This window comes from Alteribacillus bidgolensis (assembly GCF_002886255.1).
GTDB lineage: Bacteria > Bacillota > Bacilli > Bacillales > Marinococcaceae > Alteribacillus > Alteribacillus bidgolensis.
The window spans coordinates 1938059-1951769 of the sequence record NZ_KZ614149.1; the positions used below are offsets into that span (position 1 = coordinate 1938059).

Annotated in this window: 13 protein-coding genes; 5 read left to right on the plus strand and 8 right to left on the minus strand. The window is 40.4% G+C overall.

The features are described from left to right. Window positions 1-40: 40 nt before the first annotated feature. The 6 genes from CEF16_RS09780 to CEF16_RS09805 form a co-directional block, all read right to left on the minus strand. Entirely contained in the window at window positions 41-1207 is a 1167-nt protein-coding gene (locus CEF16_RS09780) for a TraB/GumN family protein (RefSeq protein WP_091587846.1), read from the minus strand. A gap of 113 nt (window positions 1208-1320) precedes the next feature. After that, a complete protein-coding gene (locus CEF16_RS09785; RefSeq protein ID WP_091587848.1) occupies window positions 1321-2319 on the minus strand; it encodes an LLM class flavin-dependent oxidoreductase in 999 nt (332 codons plus the stop codon). Window positions 2320-2337: 18 nt separating this feature from the next. Next, window positions 2338-2610 carry a DUF3219 family protein gene (locus CEF16_RS09790; protein WP_091587850.1) on the minus strand — a complete coding sequence of 91 codons (273 nt, stop codon included), beginning with the start codon at window positions 2608-2610 and terminating at the stop codon, window positions 2338-2340. 87 nt (window positions 2611-2697) lie between these two features. Further along, complete coding sequence (locus tag CEF16_RS09795; RefSeq protein ID WP_091587851.1) at window positions 2698-3252, minus strand: NADPH-dependent FMN reductase; 555 nt, start codon at window positions 3250-3252, stop codon at window positions 2698-2700. 812 nt (window positions 3253-4064) lie between these two features. Continuing rightward, window positions 4065-4829 (minus strand): 3-oxoacyl-ACP reductase, encoded by a 765-nt coding sequence (locus CEF16_RS09800; RefSeq protein ID WP_091587853.1) that lies wholly within the window; start codon window positions 4827-4829, stop codon window positions 4065-4067. A 200-nt stretch (window positions 4830-5029) separates the two neighbouring features. Next, window positions 5030-6565 carry a glycine betaine uptake BCCT transporter gene (locus CEF16_RS09805; RefSeq protein ID WP_091587855.1) on the minus strand — a complete coding sequence of 512 codons (1536 nt, stop codon included), beginning with the start codon at window positions 6563-6565 and terminating at the stop codon, window positions 5030-5032. 454 nt (window positions 6566-7019) lie between these two features. On the opposite strand from CEF16_RS09805, the gene CEF16_RS09810 reads away from it, so the two are divergent. The 4 genes from CEF16_RS09810 to betB are packed head-to-tail and all read left to right on the plus strand — an operon-like array spanning window position 7020 to window position 10981. Next, complete coding sequence (locus CEF16_RS09810; RefSeq protein WP_091587857.1) at window positions 7020-8090, plus strand: amidohydrolase family protein; 1071 nt, start codon at window positions 7020-7022, stop codon at window positions 8088-8090. 2 nt (window positions 8091-8092) lie between these two features. Further along, window positions 8093-8452, plus strand: a complete 360-nt coding sequence (locus CEF16_RS09815) for a Rieske (2Fe-2S) protein (protein ID WP_091587859.1) — start codon at window positions 8093-8095, stop codon at window positions 8450-8452. 21 nt (window positions 8453-8473) lie between these two features. Then, window positions 8474-9469 carry an NAD(P)/FAD-dependent oxidoreductase gene (locus CEF16_RS09820; protein WP_091587861.1) on the plus strand — a complete coding sequence of 332 codons (996 nt, stop codon included), beginning with the start codon at window positions 8474-8476 and terminating at the stop codon, window positions 9467-9469. A 42-nt stretch (window positions 9470-9511) separates the two neighbouring features. After that, window positions 9512-10981: a betaine-aldehyde dehydrogenase gene (betB, locus tag CEF16_RS09825; RefSeq protein ID WP_091587863.1), complete on the plus strand. Its 1470-nt coding sequence runs from the start codon at window positions 9512-9514 to the stop codon at window positions 10979-10981. A gap of 154 nt (window positions 10982-11135) precedes the next feature. On the opposite strand, the gene CEF16_RS09830 is transcribed toward betB, so the two are convergent. Then, window positions 11136-11861, minus strand: a complete 726-nt coding sequence (locus tag CEF16_RS09830; protein ID WP_091587865.1) for an anti-sigma factor — start codon at window positions 11859-11861, stop codon at window positions 11136-11138. Further along, window positions 11854-12438, minus strand: a complete 585-nt coding sequence (locus CEF16_RS09835) for an RNA polymerase sigma factor (protein WP_091587867.1) — start codon at window positions 12436-12438, stop codon at window positions 11854-11856. The genes CEF16_RS09830 and CEF16_RS09835 overlap by 8 nt, the downstream gene beginning before the upstream one ends. Window positions 12439-12565: 127 nt before the next feature. On the opposite strand from CEF16_RS09835, the gene CEF16_RS09840 reads away from it, so the two are divergent. Continuing rightward, window positions 12566-13711 carry a COG1470 family protein gene (locus CEF16_RS09840; protein WP_091587868.1) on the plus strand — a complete coding sequence of 382 codons (1146 nt, stop codon included), beginning with the start codon at window positions 12566-12568 and terminating at the stop codon, window positions 13709-13711.

Below are 13711 nucleotides of genomic sequence, written 5' to 3' on the forward strand. Positions count from 1 at the left end.
AAATTATGGCAAAGACGATCTTGAAAGAAAAGAAATCTGCTTATAAGTTTTCTATAAATAAACGGACGACATCCGCCCCGCCTATCATGGTTCCTAATGTACTTCCTAAATTCGCAAGCACAACCGTTAGTAAAATACGAGTTACTTTATTGCCCCAAAAGCCTTTTACACTATAAACATCTTCATTCAGCGTTTCAAAATCACTAACACTTGGCCGCCTCATATACGCTTGTACGATACCTGCAAACCATCCAGCCGCAACGAGTGGATAAAGAGAGGTAATTGGTGCAGCTACGAAGGCTGTCAGAACGGCAAGCGGATGCCCTAATGCAATCGCAGTTCCAAGGGCAGAAAACGACCCGTTCCAAAGCAGCCAGCTGATCGACTGCTGCAAACCAACAGAAGGATTCGCATAAAAGGTGTACGCAATCACAGCAAGAATAAGAATCGGTATACTCCAGGCAATGATAGCAGGAGCTTTTGACTTTTTCGGCCGCTCTGATAATCGTGATAAATCATGTTCTTTTTCTATTTGTTTTTTCACGCCTGGAACGTGAGCAGCTCCTAACACAGCTACCACTTTTTCACCAGGTGCATCCTTAATTTTTTGCGATAAATATTGATCTCGTTCATCAATTAAAGGAACTTTTAATTTTGGAAAATATACCGTCAAATCGTTAAGCATCGCATCAAGCATATCTTGGGATTTTAATTTTTCAAGTTCTTCCTCGGAAATGTCCTCATTATAGAAAAAGCTGTAAATCATCTGAAAGAACAATTTCATTTTTCCCCAAAAACCTACTCCATGCCAAATACGGGCAAACGTTATTTGAATATCTCTATCTGCTAAAACAAGATTGGCGTCTGTTTCTTTTGCAGATTGTATTCCTTGGATCATTTCTTGGCCAGGCTGCACACCAAATTGACTTCCCATTCGTTTTTGATAAGAGGAAATGATAAGGTTCATTAAAAGCAGCGTGGCTTTTTTCTGTTTGATAACTTTGAAGATGTCCATATCTTTCCATTTATTTCTATTCACTATTGATTGGTAACGCTGTTCGTCCAATTCAACACAAATAGAATCCGGTTTTTCGGCTTCTATAACTTCCTTTACCTGCTCCGCGCTCTGTTTGGAAACGTGTGCTGTTCCAATAAGAACAATTTCTTTTTCATTTACTTCTAATCTTGTTATGTTTTCTGCCGACATAATGACCTACCCTTTTTCATTTTTCTTCCTGCTAACAAAAAGATACTCTCCTTTTGTTATACATGAAATGGAACAAGAAGTCATGTGTTTTTCAGAAGGAAACTCTCCTTACGCTAGGAGATAAATTTTTCTGCAATTAATTTATACGAGTCTGTTCGGTGTGTTGGATGGTGCGTAATCGTGTTGATCATTATCTCATCTGCTTGATAATATGTTTGCAAATCTATTAGTTTTTGTTTCACTTCATGCGGGCTGCCGATAATCATCTTTTGTTTCTTTTTATAAAACGAGTCTTTTTCTTTTTCATTTAACTTAACATGCTTTGCTTCTTCAATGGAAGGGACACCTTGCTGTCCTCCGCCCTTGTCTTTTTGTATTTCCCAAATCAGTGAGCTTAGCGCGATCTCTTCTGCTTTGTCGGCTGTTTCTGCACAAAGAGCAGACACCGTAACGATCACTTGCGGCTTGTCCCCTTGTTTTCGCGGCTGAAAGTTGTCTATGTATTCCTGAATAATTGCCGCACCATCTTGATCACTCATAAACTGGCCGAATGTATAAGCCAATCCGTTCTTGGCCGCAAGCAGCCCGCTTTTTTTACTTGTACCTAAAAGCCAAGGAACAGGCGGTGTTTCTGGATAAGGGGAAGCGGTTACTTTTGCATACTTATGGTCAATGGGGAAATCTTTGTTTAAAAAATGAAGCAGTTCTTTCACTAAATCTGGCATTTTCCCAACGTTTTGTAAAAAGTTATCAGACAAAGCATTGGTCACTTCTGCTGATCCTCCAGGAGCCCGGCCGATTCCAAGATCAATCCGTCCCGGAAAAAGTGCTGCCATCATGTTAAATAATTCTGCTACTTTATATGCCTTATAATGAGGCAGCAAAACAGCTCCAGATCCAATGCGGATCGTATTAGTTCTTGCTCCAATGTAACTAAGCAGTACTTCTGGTGCCGGACAGGCAAGTCCAGGAAGGTCATGGTGTTCTGCTGCCCAATAGCGAGTATACCCTAATCTTTCCCCAGTTTGGGCCAATTCCATAGATGCCGTCAATGCATGTTGGGCCGTCTGATCGGAAGATATGGGAGATAGATCTAATATACTTAACTTCATCGCTGCTATGCCTTCTTTCTATTTCATCTCAATTAATCGCAAATGAAAATCAGCTGTCTGCCCTTTTTTATACAGGTTGGTAATAGAGGTGGAGTATTGCTGAATGGTTCCTTTAAACGTTATATCACGCTCTGGAACTGCTACGTTAAATGTACCTCTGTATAGTAAAGTAGTTATATCGTGATATTGTTCACTAAAATCAACAGAAATTTGGTGTACGCCGTTTAGATTATTTTCATCATAACCATTTATTTTAAGCCTGGTGTCATCTAGCCATACTTCTTTTACCAAAAGCACTCTCCTCCTTTTTTTTACGAGTTCAATTTCTAAGAGAGCAAAAAATCCGCTGAGATTCTTTTTCTCAACGGATTATACCTATTAGTTGTGTACAACAAATTGTTTTTCCAGCCAATGAATAACGTTATTTACAGCACCATCTAAAAATGAAATGGTGGCTTCATCTACTAGTTTTCCCTCGTTATTGACTTTTTCATGTACACTTCCAATTAATACTTCATTACCTGGAAGAACAGGAGAAGATAAACCAGGAGCAAATAAAATATCACGTAAATGTGATTGTGCTTTCACGGTACCAAGCGCTCCCATTGAGGCTCCCACGATCCAAGATGGTTTTCCAATCATCACTTGATCGACGCGCGACAGCCAGTCAATCGCATTTTTCAGCGCTCCGGAAATCGAACCGTTATATTCTGGCGTCACCCATAAAACGGCATCTGCATCGGCTACCTTTTTCTTAAATACAGACACTTCTTCCGGCGGATCGTTTTCAGTATCTTGATTGTAAAAAGGGAGATCCCCAATTTCTAAGATATCAAGGGAAAATCTATCACGATATCTTTCTTGGATATGTTTAGCAATTTTCAAATTATATGATTCTTTTCTCGTACTTCCTATAATAGCAGCAATTTTCAAGGTAAACCCTCCCGCTTATTTTTATTAAGTAACTTTCTACTTTTATTATTGTAACTGTGATTTTAGTGGATTGCTAATAATGTGCTTAGCTTCTCTTACGGTAAAATTCTGCACGTCTGGTTTTTAAATATATTGTTTTACACATGATCAGATGGTCTGAATTTTTCAAGCAAAGAAAAGGACACTTCCTTTTCTCTGTGGAAGTGCCCTTGTTTATTTCTATTATTTACTTCCTTGCAAAAGATGAAGCATGTACAACCTGAAAATCCAGCACCACAACCACCGCATCGAACCTGTCTGTTTTTTCTACTGCTGCTTTGAAGTTGAACTCATATTTTGGCCCCTCCTTAAAAAATAAATATATGTAAGCGTTTTCCATTAGTTGCTGATCCATGGCATTTCTTTATTTTGCTTCTGAGTGGGAGATAGAGTGCTATTATTACGTGTAATATCACAAATGTGCTGATCATTTATTTTCTAATACTATCGGCATTTGCTGATTTACTCGCCGTTTTTAGCCAAATACTAGCCACAAACATCTTTTTACTCGCCGACAATCACCATTTACTCGCCAATAAGAAAAGCGCAAGTGCCTCTCCTATGAGAACGCCGAACTGGCTTGCACTGGATGTGCTGACTTCTGCGCCCGGAACAGGACGTTCGCGATCTTAGCAGAAGATCCTTCATTTCGCGATCCTAGCAAAAGTTCCTTAAACATCTCGGGCCTCCAAGAGGCTGGGCGCTGAAGCTAGACATCAAAGCGCAAAATTTTATACTTTCCTATCTTATAAAAAAACTCACCATGGGTGAGCTTAATCCATTACTAATCCCCCATCTACCACAAGATTTTGGCCTGTTACAGCGCGGCTCCATGGAGAAGAGAAAAACAACACAGCATCCGCCACATCTTCTGGCGTGGTTACTTTTTGCAGCGGGGTATTTTCTTTTATGACTTGAAAAACCTTATCCGGTGTTGCAGCGCTGGCGTCCGTTTTTTCCAGCAACCCGCCCGAAACCATATTAACTGTGATATTTTCCGCTCCAAGTTCACGTGCCATATTTCTCGTAAAGCCTAGCAGTGCAGCTTTACTCGTATTATATTCATGGTAAGCAACGACAGGATTTTGAAAGAGATTGGTTCCAATATTTATGACTCTTCCAAAATTCAAATCAGCCATGTCTTGCTTGGCAGCTTGTACTGTATGAAGAGCCGCTTTCACACTTCCTTCGAACTGCTCCTGGTAATCTTCCCAAGTAAGCGTATCAGCAGTTTTCTTGTTCACCGCATCAAACGTGAAATGAACTAAAGCGTTATTAACCACTGTTGTTACCGGTTTCCCGAAATGGTCTTTCGCTTTTTTTAACATCGTATCGACTTGATATTCATCTCTAACATCTGCTTGAATAGCAAATGCTCGATCATTACCTATGCTCTCTACTACTTCTGAGGCTTTATCTGCATTTTTTACATAATTGACGACAACGCGCGCTCCTTCTTTTCCAAATGCTTTTGCAATCGCAGCACCAAGCCCCCGGCTGCTTCCTGTTACTAACACCACTTGCTCATTAACTTTCATAAAAAACACTCCCAACAATTAATTTTTCAAAAACTGTTTCTTATTATTGCCCAATTTTCTTTGAATACTTTCTATTATAAGCTTTCAACCATTTTTTCTGAAAAACCTGGTTTCCCGCCAATTCGAACTGAATTTTTTAACGTAAAACAAGCCACCTTATACCAGGCCCATCTGGTAAAGAATGGCTTGTTTTACTTGATTTAACTAACCTGCTCTGTTTCTTGTTTTCTTTTTCGTCTGCTTTCTTTTCTTTTTACAGAAACAACTTCTTTATTGGCAGATAAATAGAACGAGTAACCCATTAATAATATGACGACTGAAAAAGGAAAGGCTGCGACAATTAAAACATTTTGCAGTCCTTCTGTTCCGCCGAAGTAAACAATAATAGCTGCCATTGCTGACAATGATAATCCCCAAATGATCTTCACTGCTCTTGTTGGGTTTAATGAACCGGAAGTGGACAGCATTCCTAATACAAAAGTCGCAGAATCTGCCGATGTAATAAAGAATATGGCAATAACGATGATGGTAAGCAACGACAAAATCATTCCGAGTGGATAGTGTTCAAGCATGGCAAAGGTTGTCGTTTCCATCGAGTAGTCAGACAGAGTTGCAATGCCTTGTTGCTGAAGCTCTAATGCCGATACGCCAAAGACGGCAAAAAAGATAAAACATACAACCGCTGGGACAAATAAAACCCCTAACATAAATTCTTTTATCGTACGGCCTTTTGAAATTCTCGCAATAAAAATACCAACAAATGGAGACCAAGAGATCCACCATGCCCAGTAAAAAATCGTCCAGCTGTCAATCCAGGAGCGATTGTCAGCGTTTAATGGTTCCATCCTCAAGCTCATTTCAAAAAAGTTGGTAATATAACCGCCGACAGAATTGGTGAACATATTCAAAATTAACAACGTAGGACCAACGATTAATAAAAGCACCATTAATAAAAAACCGAGAATCATATTGAGATTGCTCAAATATTTGATTCCTTTACTGAGGCCGGACCAAGCTGAAATAATAAATAAAGCAGTAGCAACGACTAGAATGAATAATTGAAATCCATAGTTATTTGGGGTGTTGAATAAAAAGGCAAGACCTTCGTTTATTTGGGCCGAGCCAAAACCAAGGGTCGCAGCTACACCTACGACTGTTGCAAAGACAGCCAAGATGTCTATTATCTTTCCAGCGGCCCCTTCCATGCGTTTTTCCCCAAATAAAGGTACAAGTGTGGAACTAATCAAACCGGGATACCCTTTATGAAATTTAAAATAAGCCAGTACTAACGCGACCAATGCATATACGGCCCATGCATGAATACCCCAATGGAAAAATGAAAATTCGAGCGCTTCCTTGATAGCCTGCGGAGTACCTTCTTGTCCATTCGGACTGCTTATAAACGCATGAGAAATTGGTTCAGCAGTCGTCCAAAAAATTAAACCAATTCCCATTCCAGCACTAAACAGCATCGCAAACCAGGTTGGCAGGCTGAACTCCGGCTTGTCGTCGTCTTTACCCAGCTTTATTTGATTGAATCTGGAAAATATTAAGTAAACACAAAACGCAAGTATCAGCATGATGATCAACAAGTAATACCACCCAAACCTAGTAGAAATAAAGGCAGTCACATTTGTTGTCACCGTCTTTAAATGCTCCGGAGCCGCTCCTCCCCATAAAACAACCAGCCCGCAAATAGCAATACTATACCAAAAAACGAGAGTTGCGTTTCTCATATACTCACCTCTTATCTAATGATTTTTTTCTTAGAAGTAGTAGTGATTATAGATGGATGTCAACAACATTTTCTTATGGTACATACGATTGCTATTAATTGCAAACCTCTTTATCCTGAATGCCCCCATTTATAACACCAGCGCGCACAGATTGTATCGTGTGTTTAAAAACCTATATAGAACAGGTATTACGGAATTTTTCACACTCTCAAATATGACGTGGTTTATTCCTCCAAAAAAAAAATTATTTTAGTCCTCTATTTTGGAAACTAGCTGCAGAACAGGTACCCGCCCTTTTGTTAAAAATTAAAAATGTGTCACTGAACTTCACTGAGCTTTACTGAACTTCACTGAACTATCTAACTTGCGCTCAATCGTTCTCAGTAGGTTTGGTACATTGTTTAAGCCCTGATACGATTTAAATTGCGAAACAAACGAGAAGGAGGAATTTTCATTGGCTAAAAAACAAATTCCACTAATAGATACAGATATTCACGAGAGAGTGCAATACAAAGATATCCTTGAATATCTTGACGAACCGTTTAAACACTACATGAAAAATTGTCATTGGATCCAAGAAAAACACATGCCTTACACTCAGCCTGCAACAGCAGGTGTTGACCGTGCAGACGCTATTCTTCCGGACGGACGCCCTGCAGGTTCAGACTTAGCATTCATGCAAGAACAGCTATTAGATGACGTAGGTCATGAGTTCGGTATTTTAACCGGTGCCCTAGACCCTTCGCCTTCGTCTATGCACGGCTGGTACGAAATGGCAGCCGCTCTTGCAACGGCTTATAATGACTGGCAAATCGAACATTGGCTGGAAAAAGATGAACGTTTATATGGATCTGTTCATATTGCAGCGCAGGATCGTGACGAAGCTGTAAAAGAAATTGAACGAGTAGGCTCTCACCCAAAAATGGTGCAGATTTTACTCCCGATTGATGACATTATGTGGGGAGATCCGTACTATCACCCTATTTTTGAAGCAGCTGAGAAACACGATTTAATGATCGGCATGCATCACAATGAACCACCTGTATATTACGGGAAATGGCCAAGATACTTTATCGAATGGCATACGTTAATTCCGACTGCTCATATGAAAATAATCGCTAATATGATCTTTAATGGTGTTTTTGATAAGTTCCCGAAACTTGGACTCATGATGATTGAGGGCGGCTTTACCCATATTCCTCATTTAATGTGGAAAATGGATCAGCAATTTCGGGATTTACGCCATGAAGTTCCGTGGCTGAAACGAAAGCCAAGTGAAATCATGAAAGCGCAGGTTCGGATTACTACTCAGCCTGCTGAAGAATTGACGAAAAAGGAATTTATGTCTCTCATTGATCAAATGGGTACAGATGAAATGCTATGTTTCTCAACAGACTACCCGCACTGGGATTACGATTCTCCTTACCGGGCCCTTCCTAATATGGAGCCTGAATTAAAAGAGAAGATATTTTCCGAAAATGCTAGAGCCTTTTATCCAAAATTGCCTGATAAGAGGGAGGAATAATCATGAAAGAACAAGTTGTTTGCAAGACATCTGATTTACAGCCAGGTGAAATACGTGAGTCCTTTTTCGGCAAGAAAAATATAATTATCTGCCGAACACAAAACGATAATTTTTATGCTTTTATGAATCAATGCATTCACCAGGGGGCTCCTCTTGGCAAAAGCCTTCTTTGCGGGGCAACGACCGATGAGAGTACCCCCGGAGATTATCATTACTGCCACAAAGACGAAGTTATCCGCTGTCCCTGGCACGGAAGAGAGTTCGATATGAAAAACGAAGGAAGAATGCTGGCTAATCCTGACAAAAAACTCGCCAGCTTTAAAGTAAGAATAGAAAACGAGGACGTCATTGTATATAAGTAACGAATAAGAAGGTGATTTGAAATGAAAAGTGCTGAAAATGTGGTAGACGCGATTATTATCGGAGGAGGACCAACAGGATTATTTGCTGCCTTTTACGGAGGTATGCGTGAAATGTCGGTTAAGCTGATTGACAGTTTGCCGCAAACCGGAGGTCAATTAATGGCATTGTATCCTGAAAAATATATTTACGATGTTGCCGGCTTTCCAAAAATATTAGCAAAAGACCTTGTAGCTCAATTAGAGGAACAAGCCAAGCAATTTGACCCGGAAATATGCTTGGAAGAAAACGTTCAAGATGTACAAAAACTAGAGGAACAACTCTTTAAAGTGACGACGACAAAAGCCGTTCACTACGCTAAAACTGTTGTTATTACCGGTGGAGCCGGCGCCTTCCAACCACGCCGTCTTAAAGATGAAACGGCTCAAAAATATGAAGGCAATAACCTTTTCTACTCCATTACTGACCTAGAAGCATTCAAAAACCAGCGTGTTTGTGTGTCAGGCGGAGGAGATTCTGCTGTGGACTGGGCCCTTATGCTCGAAGGAATCGCTGATAAAGTTACACTTGTTCACCGCAGAGATAAATTCAGAGCTCATGAACACAGCGTCAATCAATTGAAAGACTCAACGGTTAACATTAAAACCCCGATGATCATTAATGAATTAATTGGGGAAAATAACTTTATCCAATCTATTGAATTAAAAGAGAATAAAGGCGAAACATCAGAAAATCTAGAAATAGATTCTCTCCTTGTAAACCATGGCTTTCTCTCGAGCCTCGGTGCTATTAAAGAATGGGGTTTAGAACTGCAAAAAAATTCAATTTTGGTCAACCAGAAGATGGAAACCAATATTTCAGGTATATATGCTGCTGGTGACATTGCCACCTATGATGGGAAAGTCAAACTTATTGCCACAGGCTTTGGTGAAGCTCCGACAGCAATAAGCCAGGCAAAGCACTATATTGATCCTAATACAAAAGTTCAGCCTCCTCACAGTACAAGCGTTTTTAGTTAAGTTAAACAAGGATCTAGTCTTTATGAAGGAAGAGGGTCGTATATGAATACTAAAAAAATGTTTATTAATGGAGAATGGGTTTCTGCAGCCAGCGGTGAAACGCGTACCATCATCAACCCATTCAATCAAGAAAAGATCGCAGCAGTTCCAGAAGGTGATGAAACAGATACGCAAGCAGCTATTGATGCGGCGAGAAATGCATTCGATGAAGGTTCATGGCCTCATACCCCTGGAACAGAGCGCGGAAAACTTGTATTGAAAATTGCCGAATTGATTGAACGCGACAAAAAAGAATTAGCAGAACTTGAAACGCTGGACACAGGCAAAACACTCACCGAAAGCTATGAAGACATGTGCGATATAGCGGAAGTTTTCCGCTACTACGCTGGGCTGGCTGATAAAGATGGCGGAGAAGTCATCGAATCGCCTATTCCAGATTCCAAAAGCAAGGTTGTACGAGAACCTGTCGGCGTCTGCGGACAAATTACACCGTGGAATTATCCGCTTTTGCAGGCGGCATGGAAAATAGCCCCCGCTTTAGCTTGCGGGAATACCATCATTGTAAAACCAAGCGAAATCACACCATTAACTACTATTAAAGTTACAGATCTGATCGAAGAAGCCGGTATACCTGCCGGAGTGGTTAACTTAATTTTGGGGGCTGGTCCAAAAACCGGACAGCTTCTGGCAGAAAGCCATGCGGTTGATCTTATTTCCTTTACAGGCGGCGTAGAAACTGGACGCAAAATCATGACAGCCGCCACAGGAAACTTTAAAAAGATTGCGCTTGAACTAGGCGGAAAAAATCCGAATGTCGTATTCGATGATGCAGACTTCGAAACAGCCGTAGACCAAGCATTGAATGCCGTATTTTTCCACGCCGGACAAGTATGCTCTGCAGGAGCGCGCTTACTCGTGCAAGACACGATTCATGATGCGTTTGTTAAGGAGCTGGTGGAGCGAACCAAACAAATCAAACTTGGTAACGGCTTTGATGAGTCTACTCAATCCGGTCCGCTCATCTCAAAAGAGCATCGTGCAAAAGTAGAAAACTATGTAGAGATTGGTATAAAGGAAGGAGCAAACCTGGTTATCGGCGGCAAACGTCCGGAAGCAGACGAACTGCAGGACGGTTTCTTCTTTGAACCGACCATTTTCACAGACTGTGATACGTCTATGCGGATTGTTCAGGAAGAAACCTTTGGCCCGCTATTAACAATTGAGCGCTTCAGCACCGAAGAAGAAGCAGTGCAGTTAGCCAACGACTCCAAATACGGGCTGGCCGGAGCGGTATGGACCTCTGATATTAGAAAAGCCGAAAGAGCAGCTAGTAAGCTGCGAATGGGAACGGTATGGATCAATGATTTCCATCCTTACTTTGCCCAAGCACCATGGGGCGGGTACAAATCCTCAGGTATAGGAAGAGAATTAGGAAAACAAGGACTCGAAGAATACACCGAAGTAAAACATGTCTTCGAAAATACCGCACCTCAACCTATTAACTGGTTCTAACATCTTATACTTCCCTAATAGAACGAGAAAAACACGGCTTACCGCCAAATCCAAATGGCGGAAGCCTCTTTTTTTCTTACTAAAAATTCTAAAAAAAATTAAAAACTGCTTTTTACTATACTTCAAAGCTTTCTGTCGTTTTGTCTTTTTAAAATTACCTGCTTAAATCAACGGAGAATGTTTCGGGACCGGTCGGAGTGTGACTGCCTCCTTTCGGTTCAATACTAACTATTATCCATTTCACCTGGTTCATTTCTGGTCCTTTGTAGTACAATTGATTACTTCCATATCTAATCTGCAGCAGTTCATCATGCAAACGTTCATTGGGGTCAATAAGCCACAATTGATAATCCTTTTCTTCAAGTTCCGTTAAACCTTCTACTTCCATAAACATTTCGTTTGTTCTGTCATTTATCCAAATATTTCCTTTTATTTGATCTTGGTGGGTATTAATTGTGGGTAAAACCTCAAACTCAGAGGTTTGCGGGTCGTTAATGATTTCATTGTACTCAATATCTTCATTTTGCTTGACAATATTATGCTCTTGGGATGGGGTTAGCAGAGTCGACAATCCTGAACCTATTAAGAGAATAATAATTGCTATACTTGCGATCATCGCAGAGGCTAAAACGGCAGGTCTTTTTTTCTTTTTCCGCTGGGGAAGACTATCGACACTTTTATCTATACGTTTTTTCAACATTGGAGAAGGCGCCGCAGTTTTCTGCTTGTTATCTACTATTTCTTGCCACTGCCCATATCTATCTTGACAATTTTTACACCTATCCATATGCTGCTGCAGCCGGTATGCCTTTGGTTCAGAGAGATTGCCCATGATGAAGTCAACCACCTCTTCCTCTGTCCAACCGCACTTCCTATTCATTTTTCTTTTCACCTCCGTTTGAATCAGCCCACCTATGTAATATTTTTTGTTTACGCAGATTATTCAACCCATATCGAACCAATGACTTGATCGTCCCAAGCGGACGCTTCATTCTTTTTGCCATTTCCCGCTGTGTCTGCCCTTTATAATAGGCTCCGTACAAGACGGTACGTTGTTCCTCTGGTAAATTTGCCATGGCCTGAGTGACAATTTCTCTTTCTACCCTTGACAGGACATTTACTTCCGTTACTGCAGTTGCTTCACATTGATTATTTAAAACATCTTCCATTTTGTCTTTTAAAATAGGTTTCTTCTTTTTTATGTAATCCAAACAACGGCTTTTGGTTTTTACAGCAAGCCATGCTTTCATACTGCCTTTGTCAGACCGATACTCCGATGGGTTTTGAAAAATTTCGATAAAAACATCATGACAAATATCTTCTGCTTCGATTCTATTTTTCAAAAAATGATAGGCAATCTGGAATATAAACTGTTTATGTCTTTCATAAAACTGGTCAAATGCCTTCCGAGACCCTTGTTTGATTTGATCTAACAAATAATCAGACTCTTCATTCATATCCTATCACCCCATTTCATAACACACTCATTTCTCTGTCAAAAATATTACATCAAAATTTTAAAAAAACAAATCCAATTTATATTTTCAATCGTACCAGTTATAGAAATAAAGGAGGGACTCTAAAATGTGGAAAAGATTTATTTATTTTATACTAGCCATTTTCGTTGGAGGAGGAGTTTTTCCTTCCTCATCTTACGCAGCAACCCTTTATACTCCGTTCACTGGTATTTCCGTGACTCCAGGGGAGACAGTTAATTATTCAGTTGATTTAACAAACGACAGCAGTTCCATTATGAATACAACGTTTGAGATGAAGGATTTGCCGGAAGACTGGAATGTTTCCATAACATCAGGAGGGCGTGACATAGAACAACTTTCTGTGGAACCAAACGGAACCCAAACCCTGTCTGTGGAAATAGAAGTTCCGCTGCAGGTCGAGAAAGGAAAGTATCAGTTTGAACTGATCGCAAATGGGGACAACGGACAAAGTCCTACTCTTTCTTTTCTAGTCAATATGACTGAAGAAGGAACCTTTAAAACGGAGCTCAACTCCGAACAGCCAAACATGGAAGGGCATGCGGACTCTACTTTTTCCTATCAAGCTACATTAAAAAATAGAACAGCTGAAGAACAGCATTATGCTTTAAGTGCTGACACAGCAGATGGCTGGGATGTGCAATTCAAATCAGGCGGGGATACTATTACGTCTGCAACACTTGAACCAAATTCTACAAAAGACATTGATGTTGAAATCACACCGCCTAAAAACGTAAAGGCTGATACGTTTACGATCCCAATAAAGGCTGCCACCAGTTCTACCTCCGCCACTGCAGAGTTAGAAGCTGTCATCACTGGTACCTATAGTCTTGAATTAAGCACTCCTTCTGGAAAACTAAATACCGATATAACAGCCGGCAGAGATAAAACCATAGATTTACAAGTCACTAATAATGGAACAGCAGATATACACGATATAAAGCTATCAGGTCAACTGCCTCCAAACTGGCAAATAGAATTTAAAGAGGACACCATACCGACTTTAGAAGCTGGAAACTCTGTAAAAGTACAAGCTACTATTCAAGCGAGCGATGAAGCAATTGCAGGAGACTACGTTGCTAATTTAAAAGCTGAATCACCAGAAGCCTCCTCTGAAGCAGCCTACAGAATTTCTGTGGAAACTTCTGTTTTGTGGGGATTCACCGGCGCAGCTATTATACTAGCAGTATTAGGCGGCCTGTTTTACTTATTTAAGAAGTATGGGAGGCGATAA

Excerpts from the sequence above, each read along its gene's own strand:
- CEF16_RS09840 (WP_091587868.1), top strand. The coding sequence starts at position 12,566 with ATGTGGAAAAGATTTATTTATTTTATACTAGCCATTTTCGTTGGAGGA.
- CEF16_RS09815 (WP_091587859.1), top strand. The coding sequence starts at position 8,093 with ATGAAAGAACAAGTTGTTTGCAAGACATCTGATTTACAGCCAGGTGAA.
- CEF16_RS09805 (WP_091587855.1), bottom strand. The coding sequence starts at position 6,565 with ATGAGAAACGCAACTCTCGTTTTTTGGTATAGTATTGCTATTTGCGGG.
- CEF16_RS09835 (WP_091587867.1), bottom strand. The coding sequence starts at position 12,438 with ATGAATGAAGAGTCTGATTATTTGTTAGATCAAATCAAACAAGGGTCT.
- CEF16_RS09830 (WP_091587865.1), bottom strand. The coding sequence starts at position 11,861 with ATGAATAGGAAGTGCGGTTGGACAGAGGAAGAGGTGGTTGACTTCATC.
- CEF16_RS09785 (WP_091587848.1), bottom strand. The coding sequence starts at position 2,319 with ATGAAGTTAAGTATATTAGATCTATCTCCCATATCTTCCGATCAGACG.
- CEF16_RS09820 (WP_091587861.1), top strand. The coding sequence starts at position 8,474 with ATGAAAAGTGCTGAAAATGTGGTAGACGCGATTATTATCGGAGGAGGA.
- betB (WP_091587863.1), top strand. The coding sequence starts at position 9,512 with ATGAATACTAAAAAAATGTTTATTAATGGAGAATGGGTTTCTGCAGCC.
- CEF16_RS09800 (WP_091587853.1), bottom strand. The coding sequence starts at position 4,829 with ATGAAAGTTAATGAGCAAGTGGTGTTAGTAACAGGAAGCAGCCGGGGG.
- CEF16_RS09780 (WP_091587846.1), bottom strand. The coding sequence starts at position 1,207 with ATGTCGGCAGAAAACATAACAAGATTAGAAGTAAATGAAAAAGAAATT.